The 16,645-nt window shown below is 62.7% G+C and carries 6 protein-coding genes; 2 read left to right on the top strand and 4 right to left on the bottom strand.

Features of this window, described 5'->3' with window-relative positions:
• Positions 1–29: 29 nt before the first annotated feature.
• Together ACE10Z_RS06865 and ACE10Z_RS06860 are read right to left on the bottom strand one after the other, a co-directional pair.
• Positions 30–6,392: a hypothetical protein gene (locus tag ACE10Z_RS06865; RefSeq protein ID WP_375787265.1), complete on the bottom strand. Its 6,363-nt coding sequence runs from the start codon at positions 6,390–6,392 to the stop codon at positions 30–32.
• Between the two features lie 42 nt (positions 6,393–6,434).
• On the bottom strand, positions 6,435–7,745 hold the full coding sequence (locus ACE10Z_RS06860) for an autotransporter strand-loop-strand O-heptosyltransferase (RefSeq protein WP_375787264.1): 1,311 nt from the start codon (positions 7,743–7,745) through the stop codon (positions 6,435–6,437).
• Positions 7,746–7,895: 150 nt separating this feature from the next.
• Between ACE10Z_RS06860 and ACE10Z_RS06855 the strand changes: the two genes are divergently transcribed.
• Complete coding sequence (locus ACE10Z_RS06855; RefSeq protein ID WP_375787263.1) at positions 7,896–8,699, top strand: FkbM family methyltransferase; 804 nt, start codon at positions 7,896–7,898, stop codon at positions 8,697–8,699.
• 21 nt (positions 8,700–8,720) lie between these two features.
• Here ACE10Z_RS06855 and ACE10Z_RS06850 read toward each other — a convergent pair whose 3' ends face one another.
• Positions 8,721–10,133: an HlyD family type I secretion periplasmic adaptor subunit gene (locus ACE10Z_RS06850; RefSeq protein WP_375787262.1), complete on the bottom strand. Its 1,413-nt coding sequence runs from the start codon at positions 10,131–10,133 to the stop codon at positions 8,721–8,723.
• On the bottom strand, positions 10,117–12,258 hold the full coding sequence (locus tag ACE10Z_RS06845) for a type I secretion system permease/ATPase (RefSeq protein ID WP_375787260.1): 2,142 nt from the start codon (positions 12,256–12,258) through the stop codon (positions 10,117–10,119). The genes ACE10Z_RS06850 and ACE10Z_RS06845 overlap by 17 nt, the downstream gene beginning before the upstream one ends.
• Before the next feature lie 642 nt (positions 12,259–12,900).
• On the opposite strand from ACE10Z_RS06845, the gene ACE10Z_RS06840 reads away from it, so the two are divergent.
• Complete coding sequence (locus ACE10Z_RS06840) at positions 12,901–16,509, top strand: hypothetical protein (RefSeq protein WP_375787259.1); 3,609 nt, start codon at positions 12,901–12,903, stop codon at positions 16,507–16,509.
• Positions 16,510–16,645 lie beyond the last annotated feature (136 nt).

The following is a 16,645-nucleotide window of genomic DNA, read 5'->3' as shown; positions in this document are numbered from 1 at the left end:
GTTGCGCCACCTGCTCCATCTTCCAGTCCTCACGCACTATGCGGCTGCGCGAGCGGGGACGGAGGCGGCGCAGCCGGCAGCGTTACGCCTCCGTCGAGAACGAACGTACCGCCATGGCCATCACTCGAAGTTACGAATACGGTGTTCATGTAGTTGCCCAGCAACGCAATGCTCGCCGTAACGGTGCCATCCGTCACCGTGAGCGTTCCGTTCGTACTGGTTCCGCTGAACGACGGGGCGTGGACATTTGCGAAATTGATGTCCGCAAAATCGAACCTGTCCGAAGTGGTCATCCCGGCGACCGTTCCCGCAAAGCTCGCGGAATTGTCGAGCTTCAGCGTCCCCGTCGAGCCCTGGAATGCGACGGTGGCGTTCGACGCCCCCGGCAATTCCAGGGTGGTGCCCGCTGCGATGGTGGCGCTGCTCGGGCTCTCGCCGGTCACGTTGAAGGACTGCCAGGCTCCCCACGCAATGCCGTCATAGGCCCGGATCCAGAGCTGGTCGGTGCCCGAGCCGGCCTGATAGGTCGTCTGGGAGAGCTGCGCCGCGGTGATGTCGATCTCGGTATTCGCTTGCGCGTTGGTGCCGCCGACGTTCCAGCGCCCGTTGGTGTTGGAATCCCACAGCGCATACTTCGTGATGGCATCGCCGTCGGCGTCCGTCGCCGTGACGAGGTTCGCGGCGGCAAAGGCCTGCCCCGAGACCGTCACGACGTTGGCGACCGCGACCGTCGGCGCCTGGTTGGTTGCGGTGGCCGTGAAGGCCTTCCAGTTGCTCCACTCGCTGCCGTCATTGGCCCGCACGTAGAGCGTATCCGACGGCGAGCCGCCGGGGCCGAACACGTAGCTGACCTGCGACAGGTTCGCCGCCGAGACATCGATCTCGGTGTTGGCGGCCTGGATGGCACCATTGACCACGAAGTGGCCGTTGCCGCCGGTGTCCCAGAACGCGTACTGGGTGATCGCATCGTTCTCGGCGTCCGAGACCGAGAACAGGCTCGAGGCCGCGACCGAATGGTCGTGGATTGCGGAGACGTTCGATGCTGTCACCACCGGAGCCGTGTCGGGGCCTGGTGTGGCCGTGAATGCGGCCCAGGCGCCCCACTTCGATCCGTCGTTGGCCCGCACGTAGAGCGTGTCCGGCGTCGAGCCGCCGGGACCGAACACGTAGCTGACCTGCGACAGGTTCGCCGCCGAGACGTCGATCTCGGTGTTGGCGGCCTGGACGACGCCGTTGACCACAAAGTGGCCGTTGCCGCCGGTGTCCCAGAACGCATACTGGGTGATCGCATCGTTCTCGGCGTCCGAGACCGAGAACAGGCTCGAGGCGAGCGTCGAAAACTCGCCGTGAACCGCTGCCACGTTCTGCGCCGTCACCACCGGAGCCTGATCGGGTCCCGGGGTCGCCGTGAACGCGGCCCAGGCGCCCCACTTCGATCCGTCGTTGGCCCGCACGTAGAGCGTGTCCGGCGTCGAGCCGCCGGGACCGAACACGTAGCTGACCTGCGACAGGTTCGCCGCCGAGACGTCGATCTCGGTGTTGGCGGCCTGGACGACGCCATTGACCACAAAGTGGCCGTTGCCGCCGGTGTCCCAGAACGCATACTGGGTGATCGCATCGTTCTCGGGGTCCGAGACCGAGAACAGGCTCGTGGCGAGCGTCGAAAACTCGCCGTGACTGGCGGTCACGTTCTGCGCCGTCACCACCGGAGCCTGATCGGGGCCCGGGGTTGCCGTGAACGCGGTCCAGGCGCCCCACTTCGATCCGTCGTTGGCCCGCACGTAGAGCGTATCCGGTGTCGAGCCGCCGGGACCGAACACGTAGCTGACCTGCGACAGGTTCGCCGCCGAAACGTCGATCTCGACATTGGCGGCCTGGGCGACGCCGTTGACCACAAAGTGGCCGTTGCCGCCGGTGTCCCAGAACGCGTACTGGGTGATCGCATCGTTCTCGGCATCGGAGACCGAGAACAGGCTCGAGGCGAGCGTCGAAAACTCGCCGTGACTGGCGGTCACGTTCTGCGCCGTCACCACCGGAGCCTGATCGGGGCCCGGGGTTGCCGTGAACGCGGTCCAGGCGCCCCACTTCGATCCGTCGTTGGCCCGCACGTAGAGCGTATCCGGTGTCGAGCCGCCCGGTCCGTACACGTAGCTGACCTGCGAGAGGTTCGCCGCCGAAACGTCGATCTCGACATTGGCCGCCTGGGCGACGCCGTTGACCACAAAGTGACCGCTGCCGCCGGTGTCCCAGAATGCGTACTGGGTGATCGCATCGTTCTCGGCATCGGAGACCGAGAACAGGCTCGAAGCGAGCGCCGACGTCTGGCCGTGATTGGCGGTCACGTTCTGCGCCGTCACCACCGGAGCCTGATCGGGGCCCGGGGTTGCCGTGAACGCGGTCCAGCCTCCCCACAACGTTCCGTCGTTCGCCCTGATGTACAACGTATCGGGGGCGGATCCTGTCGGCCCGAAGACGTAGCTCGTCTGCGACAGTTGCGCCGCCGTGATGTCGATCTCGGTGTTGGCAGCCTGCGCCACACCGTTCACCACCCAGTGGCCGCTTCCTCCAGTGTCCCAGAGCGCGTACTGAGTCATCGTGTCGCCGTCCGGATCGCTCACCGTGAACAGGCTGGATGCGGCAATCGACGTCTGGCCGTGCGCCGCAGTCACGTTGACTGCGTTCACGGTCGGCGGAGTGTCGACAAATGCCTTGGCCGTAAACTGGGTCCAGCCGCCCCAAACCGTGCCGTCATTGGCGCGAACATAAAGGGTATCACTCGAGCCACTTGGACCGAACACATAGCTCACCTGCGACAGGTTCGCCGCCGCAACATCGATCTCGGCGTTGGTGGCCTGCACGGCGCCGTTGACGGTCCAGTGTCCGTTACCTTGCGTGTCCCAGAATGCATATTGGGTGATCGGATCACCATCGGCGTCCGACACCGTAAAGAGGCTGGACGCGAGCGCAGAGGTCTCGTTCAGGGTTGCCTGCACGTTGGACGCTGACGTCACCGGCGCGATGTCGGCGCGCGTCGTGACCAGCGTACCCGTGCCGCCATCGGTGCCGACGCTGAACCGCACGCCAGGTGTCGTATCAAGCTGCAGATCGAAGGAGGAAGCCCCCTCGGTGACATGCAGGACGTTGCCGGCCAGCAAGGTCGCCGACCCGCCCGATACGAAATTGAGGCCCGCCAGATCGATGCTGTCGCCCAGCACCAGACTGCTGATGGTGGTGCCGGCCAAAGAGGTGCCGTCGATCTTGAGCTGACCTCCGGACCCGCTGAACGTGATGCCGCCGGTCGCAATGCTGCCGGCCTGCAATTCGACCAGACCGCCGGAGATCGTGACCGGACCTGTGGAGCCGCCGGACGATACGACCTCAGCACCGCCAAACACGAAGACGTTGCTCGTCGTCGTCCCGGCAAGCTTAAACGTGCCGCCGCTCGACACCGCGATGTCGTGCGCCGTGGCTCCGGAAGCAACGTTGAACACGCCGCCACTGGAAACGGTCAGATGATCCAGTGCGCCGCCCGAAAAGACGTTCACCGTGCCGCCGGAGACGGCCGTCCCGGAGCCCACGGCCCCGTTGACGACACCACCCGAGAAGACATTCTCGACACCGCCAGCATAAACGCCCACGCGGCTGAGCACGGTGCCCGATACGTTGAATATGCCGCCGCTCGAGACGCCGACGAAAGCCGCCGTGCCGCCGGCCAGAACGTTCAATACGCCGCCTGCGCTTATGCCGGTGCCTGAACTGACGGCTCCGGTGATCAATCCACCGGACAGCACGTTTTCGACGCCGCCGCTGGTGACGCTGGCATTGCTCAGCACCGTGCCGGCCACGTTGAAGATGCCGCCGCTCGACACGCCGACAAAGGCGGCCATGCCGCCAGCCGACAGGTTCAACGTACCGCCCGAAATTCCGGTGCCGGATCCGCTCGCTCCCGAGATCGATCCACCGGACAGGACGTTCTCGACGCCGCCGGCGTAGACACCGGTATTGCTCAGCACCTTGCCCGCGACATTGAAGATGCCGCCGCTCGACACACCGACGTGTTCGGCCGAACCACCGGCCAGGACGTTCACGGTGCCGCCAGCGAGAATGATGGTCGCTGCACTCGATGCGCCGGAGATGAACCCGCCGGACAGCACGTTCTCGACACCGGTGTTGGTGACCAGCGTATTGCTGATGATCGTGCCCGCAACATTCAGGGTGCCGCTCGACACCGTAACGTCGTGTGCCGTGCCACCAGCCGAGACATTCAGCGTGCCGCTCGAAACCGTCAGATGATCCAGCGCACCGCCGGAAGATACGTTGACGGTACCGCCGGATATGCCCGTCCCGAGGCCCGGGGCGCCGGTGACCACGCCACCCGAGAGAACATTCTCAACGCCGCCGTCAAAGACGCCAACATTGCCGAGTACGGTACCGGCCACGTTGAACGTACCGCCACTCGACACACCGACGTAAGTAGCCGAACCACCGGCAAGAAGATTCAAAGTGCCGATAACTCCGTTCCCCGCGGTGAAGGATCCCGAGATCAGTCCACCGGACAGCACGTTCTCGACACCGCCGCCCGACACCATCGTGTTGCTCGTCGTCGTGCCGGCAAGATTGAACGTGCCGCCGCTCGACACCGCAATGTTGTGCGCAGTGCCGCCGGCGGAGACATTCAGCGTGCCGCTCGACACCGTCAGGTGATCCAGTGCACCGCCCGCAAGGACGTTGACCGTGCCGCCGGATACGCCGGTCCCGGAACCGGTAACGCCGGTGACGACGCCACCCGAGAGAACGTTTTCAACACCGCCGCCATAGACAGCGACATTGCTGAGCACAGTGCCCGACACGTTGAACGTGCCGCCGCTCGAAACACCGACATACGCCGCAGAACCACCGGCCAGAACGTTCAATACACCGAGAACTCCGGTCCCCGAACTGATGGCTCCGGTGATCAGACCACCGGACTGCACGTTCTCGACACCGCCGGCAAACACCAAGCCATTGCTGAGCACGGTGCCCGCCACATTGAACGTGCCGCCGCTCGACACGCCGACAAAGACCGCCGAGCCCCCGGCCAGAAGGTTTACCGTACCACCCGAAATGCCGGTCCCCGAGCCGCTGGCCCCGCTGATCAATCCACCAGACAGCACGGTCTCGACGCCGCCTGCCAGGACGCCTGTATTGCTGGTGACGGTGCCGCCGACGCTGAGCACACCGCCGGACGAAACCAGGATGTGGTCGGCAGTGCCGCCGGCCTCGACGATGACCCTCCCGGCATCGCCGACATTCGTCGCCGAGCCGCCGGCGAGAATGTCGAGCAGACCGCCGCCCGAAACCTGCACGCCCGACGCGAGGCCTCCGGACGAGACGGTTTCAACGCCGCCGCTGAGTACGAATTGATTGGTGACGATGCCGCTGTCGTTCAGCGCGCCGCTCGCATAGACGAACATCGCGGTCGCGGTCGCGCCCGACTGCACGTTCACCGTGCCGCCGGAGATCGCGGTGCCAAAGCCTCCAGACACACCCTGCACCACGCCGCCCGACAGCACGTTCTCGACGCCGCCGCTGTACACGCCGACAGAGCTCAGCACCGTACCGGCGACGTTGAAAACACCGCCGGCCGAGACGCCGACGTAGGACGCCAAGCCGCCCGCCGACAGGTTCAACGTACCGCCCGAAACGCCGGTCCCGGATCCGCTCGCTCCGGAGATCGACCCGCCCGCCAGGACGTTTTCGACACCGCCGGCGTAGATCGCGGTGTTGCTGAGCACACTACCGGCCACGTTGAACGTGCCGCCGCTCGAAACGCCAACGTGGACCGCGGACCCGCCGGCAGAAAGGTTCAATATGCCTCCGGCGGAAACGCCGGTCCCGGAACTTGTTGCCCCCGAAATGAAACCGCCCGACAGTACGTTTTCGACGCCGCCGTTACGGACCCCGATCATGCTGAGCGTCGTGCCGGCTACGTTGAAGACGCCACCGCTCGAAACCGACAGGAATGAAGCCGAGCCGCCCGCCAGCACATTGACGGTGCCGCCGGAAATGCCGGTCCCCGAGCCGATGGCTCCGGAGATGAACCCGCCGGCCTCGATGTTCTCGACGCCGCCGGTGAACACCGCGGTGAAGCTGTTGACGGTCCCCGCCACGTTGAGCGTGCCGCCACTCGAGACGGCGAAGCGATCGGCCCCGCCGCCCGCGCTGACGACGGCACTGCCGCCGTTGGAAATCGTGGTCCCTACCGCGTAGCCGCCGGAATCGACCAGGAGCTGGCCACCGCTACTCAGCGTCGTCTGGGTTGCTGAGCCTCCGCCGAGGACCTCGAGCGTATTGCCTCCCGTTTCGATCAGTCCAGAGCTGGTAACACCCGAGCTTACAAAAGTCGTGCTCATGGCAGCGCGCCCCCCCAAAAAATGGTCAGTGCTTGAAATAGGCTAGAGCTTGAATCCGGGAATCGTTCTGATCACCGACTTCACATGATCCACGGTGATCAGCTTTGTGCACTCGAACTGACGCGGCGTCCCCTTGTGGCGGGGGCACCAGAAAAAATCCTTGTGGTCGAATCGAACCGCCGGATCGTTCCAGCAGCTGTTGCAGGCGTGATAATTGATCACGCGGTAGGGCGTAGCAAATTCATTTGTCGGATGCGTGAAGCCCGCGATCATCACGACCGGGGTGCCGACCGCCCAGGCCAGCCAGGCAAGTCCGCTGGAAAGGCCGATGAAAAAGTCCGCATGGTTGAGCAGATTCGCCCGCTCCTGAATCGGGCGGTCACCGGTCCAGTCCTCCGCGCCGTTCGGAATATGATTCCATACCAACTCGTGGCCGTGCGTCGGCTTCTGATCGATACAGATCACGCGGTAGCCGGCCTGCTTGAGAAAACTCGTCAGTTCGCGCCAGCCGTTCGGGTTATTCCAGTACTTGCATTGCGTGGTGCTCTGAACCGCGATGCAAACGTAGGGCTCGGGGATGGGTCTTTGATCATCGGCCAGCGAGATGCGCGGCGCCACCTCGGTCGGATCGACACCGAGGATGTATCCGGCGGTGCGGTGCAGCCCCACAAAGCGGAAGTCGCACGGCTGGTAGACGAAATTCTTGTCGTCGAAAAACAATCCGACGCTGTACGTGGCGTAGTACCGGTCGGTTTGAATTTCCTCATGCGTGACGAAGTTGATCTCCGGATAGGCATCGCGAAACAGCGGAATCAACTTCTCCGCCATTGCACAGGTCAGCCTGCAATTGTGAGCTTGCCTGAACTTCTCCACATAGGGAAACCAGCCGATCGTGTCGCCGAGGGTGCCGATCGGAAGCTGGATCAGGACGTGACGATCCGTCGCGTTGTACTCATGCGAGAAAATGACATTCTCGCCCTGCAAGACCTCGATACGGAAGCGAATGTAGTAGCGCTTTGAGCTGTTGACGCGTCCGCCCGCGAACTGCGTCTCGAACAGAACATTGCCGGTCTCGGCGTCCCAAAGACGCACGCGCCAAGGACCTTCGGCTTCGGGACAAACGACCCGGGCGCCGTCATTGAAGTCGAATCGCAGTCCTTTTGGACCGACTTGCGTGGGCAGTTCGGCAGCCGCCGGATAGGCGCGCTTCGGCGTTTCGGCATCCGGCGCAACAGCTTCCGGCTTGGCAGGTACGGCGGTGGTCGACCGATCAACGATCACTTTGGGTTGGTCGGCCCCATGGTCAATCGGACGCTTCAGCCCGATCGCCGGCGCGACGGCAATTGCATTCACGAATATCCCCTGCCCTGAATATACAAAGAACGCTAAAATACCGCTGAACCGTAAGCGAGATTGACAACCGCGTCAACGGACGAAAACCTCAGCGAGTACCACTTCGCAGCCGCTCGCCCCGGAACGGCAGAAACAAAGAAGCACAAATCGATGAGCCGCAATCCCAGCAAGGTCCCGTTTGTGATCGCAGCGTCGGCGCATGGCCCGCTGATCGTCAATCGGCTCGACTACCACACCGCCGGCGATCACACCTTTGGCGTGGGGATTCAGATTCTCGAGCACGGTGCGTTCGACGTCACGGAAATCGAGCTGACCAAGGGTCTTCTTGCACTGCGAAGAACCTACCGAGGCGACGGCGTGGTCGCCATCGACTGCGGGGCTAACATCGGCGTTCACACCATCGAATGGTCCAAGCACATGGACGGCTGGGGTTCGATCCTTGCCATCGAAGCCCAGGAACGGGTCTACTACGCCCTTGCCGGCAACATCGCCATCAACAACTGCTTCAACGCGCGGGCGATGCACGCGGTTATCTCATCGGAAACCGGCAAGACCTGGGTGCCGACCTTAAGCCATCAGGTACCCGCGAGTTTCGGAAGTCTGGAGGTGACGCAACGCCCCGGCACGGAGCAGATCGGCCAGAAGATCGATTATTCCCAGGCCAACGGCTCTGAAACGGCGATGATCACCTTGGACTCCCTGAATCTGAGCCGCTGCGATCTGATCAAGATCGACGTCGAAGGGATGGAGCTGAAGGTGCTGGAAGGGGCCAACGCCACGATCCGGCAGCACCACCCCGTGATTCATGCAGAATTCATCAAGACCGACAAGGCTGCGCTCGTTCGCATGCTGGCCGATCATGGGTACCGGACCTACGACGCGGGGCAGAACTGCCTTGCGATCCATGAATCCGACCCGAGCCTGAGCCACGTGGAATCGCGAACCACGTCATGACGACCTGACCGCCGAATTCCTTCACCGCTCGCGGAGAGCATCCTGCCGGTAGCGCATGATCGGCGACAGCAAATAGCTCATGATGCTGCGGGCGCCCGTCCTGATTTGGACGGTTACGGTCATTCCCGGCGAAAGATTGATCTCCTTGTCATCGACGACCATCTTGGTCCGGTCGATCGAGACATGCGCGATATACACCGGCCCCTGCCCCTTTGGCTCGCTGCTTTCCTCCGGCGCGCCGCCATTGGGCTCGCGGGCTGAATCCGGCGACCGGTCGCGGGAGACCGAATCGGGCGAGACGCTGACGATCTTGCCGTGCAGCAGGCCGTAGCGCGTGAAGTTGAAGGTATCGACCTTGATTTCGGCGTCCTGGCCCGGGTGCACGAAGCCGATATCGCGATTTGAAACCATCGCTTCGATTTCAATCAGATTATCGCTGGGTACGACGACCGCGAGCGTCTGGGCGGGAGTGACGACACCGCCGACAGTGTGCACGGCCAATTGCTGCACCACGCCGTCGATCGGGGCGGCAAGCTTCTGAAGGTTCGTCCGGTGCTCGGCCTTGGACACCTCGTCCTTGAGGCTGCCGGCCTTCTGCGTCGCCTTGGCAAGATCATCGTACAGGCGGTGCCGGTATTCCGAGACAAGCTTGGCCCGCGTCTCTGCGAGCGCGGCGACGGCCGCATTGGCCTCCTCAAGCTTGCTCCGTTGCACCAGGATGTCCTGCTGCATCCCGACGAGCTCCTGGAGCTCCTGCAGGTATTGCAACTTTGATCCGTACTCCCTGTCCGCCAGGTACTTGCGAACCCCGACCCGCTCCTGCAGCACCGGCAGCAAGGCTTCAACCTTGGCGATGCTGGCATCGATTGTCTTGGTCTCCGCGACCTTCTGCACTCGTTGCCGATCCAGTTCGGACAACTTGGCGCGCTGCTCGGAATCCTGGCTGCGCAAGTACTCCAGATGCATTTGAATCAAGGCGGGCGGCGTGTCGTCGGGCATGCCGTCAAGCGCGTCGGTGTTTCCGTCAAGCGCAGAACGCGTGCGTGAGATATCCAGCAGTGCCGAGAGAAGATCGTTTTTCAGGTGCTGAAGCTCCGCCTGATTGCTGGTCGGATCCAGCTCGATCAGAATCTCGCCGGCCTTGACGGTTTGGCCGTCGCGGACGTGAATGGCCCGCACCACTCCGATCTCCAGCGGCTGAACCAGCTTCACACGGTCGCCCGGTACGATCTTTCCGGGTGCGGAGGCAACGATGTCGATCTTGCCGAGACCCGCCCACGCGACGGCGCAGCAGAACAGGACAGCAAGCAAGCCGGCGGTGAGCCTCGCGGTGGGAGATGGCGGCGTCTCGACGATTTCGAGGGCGGCCGGCAGGAAGGCCAGCTCATCCCGCGTCTTGCCGCCGACGGCGACCACTTCACGAGCCGACTTCATGGATCCCCGCCTGCAACCGGTACAGCGACGCGTATCTTCCGCCTGTGCTGAGCAACTCCTCGTGGGATCCCTGTTCGACGAGCCGGCCGCGATCAATGGTGATGATCCGGTCGGTGCGCCTGACAGCGGACAGACGATGCGCAATGACAAAAACCGTTCGTCCCTTCACGATCCGGTTCATATTGTCCTGAATGACTCTTTCGCTTTCGTAGTCCAGCGAACTCGTCGCCTCGTCGAAGATCAGGATGCGGGGATCGGTGATAAGGGCCCGCGCGATCGCGATGCGTTGCCGCTGCCCTCCCGACAGGCTGGAGCCGCGCTCGCCGACGACGGTGTCGTAGCCTTCCGGCAGTTCCAGAATGAATTCGTGAGCTCCCGCGAGCTGAGCCGCGGCGACCACTTTCTCCATCGGAGCGGCCGGGTCGGCGAGCGCGATGTTTTCCCGTACGCTGCGATTGAACAACACGTTTTCCTGCAGGACGACGCCGACCTGGCGACGCAGCCACGCCGGATCGACCATCGCCAGGTCAATCCCGTCGACAAGGACCCTGCCCTTCTCCGGAACGTAAAGGCGCTGAACGAGCTTCGTGAAGGTGCTCTTGCCCGAACCGGACGGGCCGACGATGCCGACGACCTGGCCGGCCGGAATGCTGATGTTGATGTCGTGCAGCACTTCGGGTCCATCGACCCGATAGCGGAACGACACGTGTTCAAGTGTGACCTGACCCTTGATGGGCGGCGGCACGGCACGACCGGGGCTGAACGTCTGCTCCGCCGGCGTATTCAGGATGTCGCCGAGCCGCGCGACGGAGAGCCTGGCCTGATGGAAGTCCTGCCAGAGCTGCGCCAGCCTCAGAACCGGCGCGCTCACGCGTGACGAGAACATGTTGAAGGCGATCAGCTCGCCCACCGTGAGACTGCCGTCGATCACCAGCTTGGCGCCGGCGTAAAGGATCACCGCGGTGACGAGCTTGCTTACGAACTGGACCGATTGGCTCGCAACATTGGCGAGGCTGAGCACGCGGAAGCTGGCCGCAACGTATCCGGCAAGCTGCTCCTCCCAGCGGCGCTGCATCTGCGGTTCGAGCGCCATGGCCTTGATGGTCTCGACCCCGGTCACGCTCTCGACGAGAAAGGCCTGGTTTTCGGCCCCGCGCTCGAATTTGGTATCCAGCCGCTGACGGAACATCGGCGTCGCGCCGGCCGAGATGCCGACATAAAGCGGGAAGGACCCAAGCACGATCCAGGTCAGGATCGGCGAGTAGATAAACATCACCGCGATGAAGACGACCGTGAAGAACAGGTCTATCACGACCGTCAGCGCGGAGCCGGTCAGGAAGTTGCGAATGTTCTCCAGCTCGCGAACCCGCGCAACCGAGTCGCCGACGCGGCGAGCCTGGAAGTAGGCAATGGGCAGCCCGATGAGATGCCGAAACAAGCGGGCCCCCAGCTCGACATCGATCCGGTTGGTCACGTGGGAGAACAGGTAGGTCCTCAGTATCGCGAGGGCCGTCTCGAAAGCCGCGATGCCGATCAACCCCACGACGAGCACATCCAGTGTGCTGAGCGTGTGATTAACCAGGACCTTGTCGATCACCACCTGAAAGAACAGCGGCGACACCAGTGCAAACAGCTGCAAGAAAAACGAGGCGATCAACACCTCCACGAAATGGTACCGATATTTGTGGATCGCCCCCAGAAACCACGACAGGTCAAAGCGGCGTGCAAGATTGACCAGTCCCGCCCGCCGGCTCACGAGGATCAGCTTGCCGGTCCACACCGCTTCCAGGTCGGCCCTCGTGATCAACTCCGGGCGTTCCGACAGAGGCGATTGAACGAGGATCTTGTCGGCGCCCACCTTGGCGAGGATCAAATGGCCGCCGTCGCGCAACAGCGCGATGGCAGGAAGCGGGACCTTCTCGAGCCTCAGCCAGTTGGTGCTCAGCTCGCGAGCCTTGACGCCGGTCGAGCGCGCGTAGCGCAGCATCTCCGGCGTTCCGAACGGGCCACTACCGACTTGATGACGAATCTGGTCGACATCGGCCGGGATGCCGTGAAAACGCAGCAACATCGCGAGCCCAACTATCCCGCTGTCTGCTGTCGTACCGCTCCGCGTTTCAATCATCTCGCGACTTAATCTGCTCGGTAGCTGAAAATAACTGCAGTCGAAGGTGAGCCGGGATTGCCGTGAGCGCGCCCTGCCCCTGCTCGTCGGCCTCGCCGTCAGCGCAACCTGACTGTTCGTAACGAAACGACAGAGCAGCAAATGAATATGACAGGCAGAGTACTATGGCTCTCCGGCGAGATGCAATTGGCGTTATCAACGGCCGAGCCGAATTCGCGAGCGACATCATGCCGATCCTGGAGTCCATCGTGGAACCGTTCGGAAGCCGAACCAGGCTCCGTAGTCTTACGGAGCGCGGCACGCGGTATGGCCCTCACCGGGATCACAGGGATGATCGCGTCGGCCTTATCGCGTATAAGAGGGTCATGCCCTTCCGACCTTGCAGCATGCAAGGAATGGCCCGGCCTCTGTGTGATGCCCCAAGGTGATGACCCAAGATGGTGATGACCCAAGCCAATCGCGCCCGAGGCGCTGGACATGAACAGCCTCACGCACCGCCTTGTCCGGGGCCGGCCATCTGGCGGCCATTAACTACCCGGTGACTAACTACTCGGTGACTGGTCAGTATGAATATTGTCTATTATTTCCACGCTACCATAGATTGAAAGCTCGACCAAGATGGCTTGGAATTATTCCGTAACATTGAACGATTCATCGAACGTAGGCGGATCTGCCGACACGTCTCTCGTCTACGATCTCGAGCAGGCCCTCAACATTTGGCAGCGATATATCCTGGGCATTGGCACCATGGTGGTGTCACTCAACATCCTGCCAACCTCCGTTGGCCGTGCCGACGGCGGGCCAACCTCCAGCTACAACGTGGGCACGAATGGCGGGCTCGCGGTGTATGAGCCGTCAAGCCAGTACGAGCTGACCACCGGACAGCATGTCCCTGGAACGACAAGCGACATCACCATCAACATCGATCCTGGCTACTTCCAGTACATCGACCTCGACTATGGCCTGAGCTGGTCCAGTCAGGTGCCCGGAAACGTGATCAATCCGATCAACGTTTTTCTTCATGAGCTCATGCACGGCTTCGGCATGACGGGCTGGTACGACCAGAGCGGCCAGTTGGCCGGCGCTTACGAATCCACGTTCGACAACCTGATTCAAAAGACCGCAACCGGCGCCAACTTTGTCGGTGCGAATGCCGAGGCCGCTTACGGCGGCCCGGTGCCGCTGACCACCAACAGCACCACCCAGAACTACTACCATTTCGGGAACCAGCAATCCGACCTTTACGCCACCCCGTCGACCGTCAAGGACCCGCTCACGTTGGACTTGATGAACGGGATCGTTTTCTACCCCGATTACCAGTACGCGATCTCCAACCTGGACATCGGAGTGCTGAAGGACCTCGGATACAGCATCCGGACGACACCGGTCGTCACCGCCAGCGATCAGTCCGCCGCCCGAAATCAGGTTTATGCGGCCTCATCGTTGTTCTCGGTGAACATGGCCACGGGCGACACCATCACCGAATATTCCTTCTGGGACACCAACGGCAACGGTCACTGGACAGTGGGAGGAACAGTCCAGGGCACCAACACCGAGATCGACATCAGCGCGTCGCAATTGGCCCAAGCGAGTTACCAGGCCGGACCCGGCTCGGACACGCTGTGGGTCAGAGCCTTCGACGGCTATTTGTGGAGCGACTGGAAATCCTTCGTGATTTCTCCGGCCGATCATGCGCCCGTGGTGACGGCAGCGAACGTGACCGGTGCGCGCGGGCAACTCTCGGTGGCTGAATCCTCACTGTTCTCGGCCAGCGACGCGGATGGCGACACCATCACCAAATATGCATTCTGGGACACCGAGGGCCACGGGCACTGGGCGATCAATGGTGTCACACAAGCCACCAACGCCGAGATCGACGTCGCGGCCGCCAGCCTCTCGCTAGTGAGCTACGTGTTCGGAACGGCCGCGGACACGCTCTGGGTCCGGGCCTATGACGGATATCTCTGGGGAGCATGGGTTCCGTTCACGGCCACGCCAACTCTGGAGCATGCTCCGGTTGCTTCGGCATCCGACTTCACGGCAGCCCACGGGCAAACATCGATCGCGGCTTCGAGCCTGTTCAGCGTCACCGACCAGGACAACGATACGATCACCCAATACGCACTCTGGGACAGCAACGGCAACGGCGCATGGGTGGTGAATGGTGTCGTTCAGGCCACCAATGCGGAAATCGACGTCACGCCTGCGCAACTTGCCCAGACCAGCTATCAATTCGGCTCGGCTCCGGACCACCTCTGGGTCAGGGCTTACGATGGAACGCTGTGGGGAGCATGGGTGCCGTTCACAGCCACGCCAGGTCCGGATCATGCTCCCGTTGCTTCGGCTTCCGCCTTCACGGCAGCCCACGGACAAACGTCGGTCGCGGCTTCGATCCTGTTCAGCGCCACCGATCCGGACAGCGATACGATCACCCAATATGCACTCTGGGACGACAACGGAAGCGGCGCATGGGTGGTGAATGGTGCCGTTCAGGCCGCCAATGCGGAAATCGACATCACTGCTGCTCAACTTGCCCAGACCAGCTACCAGTTCGGCTCGGCTCCGGACCAGCTCTGGGCCAGGGCTTACGATGGCACGCTGTGGGGAGCATGGGTACCGTTCACAGCCACGCCAGGTCCTGATCATGCTCCCGTTGCTTCGGCTTCTGCTTTCACGGCAGCCCACGCACAAACCTCGGTCGCGGCTTCGATTCTGTTCAGCGCCACCGATCCGGACAGCGATACGATCACCCAGTACGCACTCTGGGACGACAACGGCAACGGCGCATGGGTGGTGAATGGTGCCGTTCAGGCCACCAATGCGGAAATCGACATCACCGCGGCTCAACTTGCCCAGACCAGCTACCAGTTCGGCTCGGCTCCGGACCAGCTCTGGGCCAGGGCTTACGATGGCACGCTATGGGGAAAATGGGTGCCGTTCACAGTCACACCAGGTCCGGATCATGCGCCGGTCATGAGCGCAACCGACATGTCTGCGACCCATGGCCAGGATATCGCCGCATCCAGTCTCTTCAGCGCGTCCGACGCGGATAGCGACACGATCACCGCCTATCAGGTTTGGGATTCAACGAGCGATCCCGCCAGCGGCCACTGGGTGGTCGGCGGCGTGGCGCAAGCCGCCAACATCGCCATCGATGTGACGGCTGCTCAATTGCCGAGCACCTCGTTTCAGTCGGGCTCCGGCTCGGATGATCTGTGGGTGCGAGCCAATGACGGCATCACATGGGGAGCCTGGAAGGGATTCCACGTCAACGCACCGATCGACCATGCCCCCGTGGTGATCGCGTCGGACATGACCGCAACGCACGGTCAGGACATCGCCGCCTCAAGCCTGTTCACGGTCAGCGATTCCGACAACGATACGTTCACTCATTATCAGTTCTGGGACTCGACCGCCGATCCTGCCAGCGGGCATTGGGTGGTCGGCGGCGTGGCGCAGGCCGCCAACATCGCCATCGATGTGACGCCCACCCAATTGCCCAATACGTCGTTCCAGAGCGGTTCGGGCTCCGACGATCTCTGGGTGCGCGCCTTCGATGGCATGATGTGGAGCAGCTGGAAGGAGTTTCACGTCAACGCACCGGTCGACAATCTTCCGATCGTGACGGCCACCGACTTTTCAGCGAGCCACGGCCAAGATATCGCGGCCTCCACGCTGTTCTCGACCGCCGACGCGGATGGAGACACCATCACCAAATATCAGCTGTGGGATTCGACGTCTGATCCCAGCAGCGGGCACTGGGTGGTTGCCGGAGCAGCTCAGGGCACCAATGTCGCAATCGATGTGACGGCAGCCCAGCTCTCGAGCACAAGCTTTCAAAGCGGCTCCGGTTCGGACGATCTCTGGGCGAGGGCCTATGACGGCTTCGCCTGGGGGCCGTGGAAGGAATTTCACGTCAACGCCCCGATTGACCATGCTCCGGTCGTCTCCGCATCCGACTTCCACGCGACCGCCAACCAGAGCGTGGCCGCGTCGAGCCTGTTCTCGGTCGCGGATGCCGACGGGGACAGCATGAGCCAGTATCAATTCTGGGATTCGACGCCGTCGGCCAGCAGCGGCCACTGGAGCATCGGCGGGAATGCGCAGCCCGCCAACATCGCAATCAACGTCAGTGCGGCCCAGCTCGCCAGCACGACTTTCGATGGCGGCACCGTGTCTGACGACCTCTGGGTTCGCGCCAATGACGGCATGATCTGGAGCGCCTGGCAGGAATTTCATTTCATCGTCTAGGACGCGCCCCTGGATCGCGGGGACGCAGTGATCCGCACCCCGGGCAACCAGCAACGTGCGCGCGAATCTCTTCCCAAACAAATCGCGGTGGTACACTCGGAATATTTCATTTCCCTATCGCGTCTCGCCGATCAAA

The organism is Bradyrhizobium sp. Pha-3 (assembly GCF_042258615.1).
Taxonomy (GTDB): Bacteria; Pseudomonadota; Alphaproteobacteria; order Rhizobiales; family Xanthobacteraceae; genus Bradyrhizobium.
This window is presented reverse-complemented; position numbering and strand designations above follow the sequence as displayed.

Coding starts and splice junctions, on each gene's coding strand:
- ACE10Z_RS06865 (WP_375787265.1), bottom strand. CDS start 6,392: ATGAGCACGACTTTTGTAAGCTCGGGTGTTACCAGCTCTGGACTGATC.
- ACE10Z_RS06855 (WP_375787263.1), top strand. CDS start 7,896: ATGAGCCGCAATCCCAGCAAGGTCCCGTTTGTGATCGCAGCGTCGGCG.
- ACE10Z_RS06850 (WP_375787262.1), bottom strand. CDS start 10,133: ATGAAGTCGGCTCGTGAAGTGGTCGCCGTCGGCGGCAAGACGCGGGAT.
- ACE10Z_RS06845 (WP_375787260.1), bottom strand. CDS start 12,258: ATGATTGAAACGCGGAGCGGTACGACAGCAGACAGCGGGATAGTTGGG.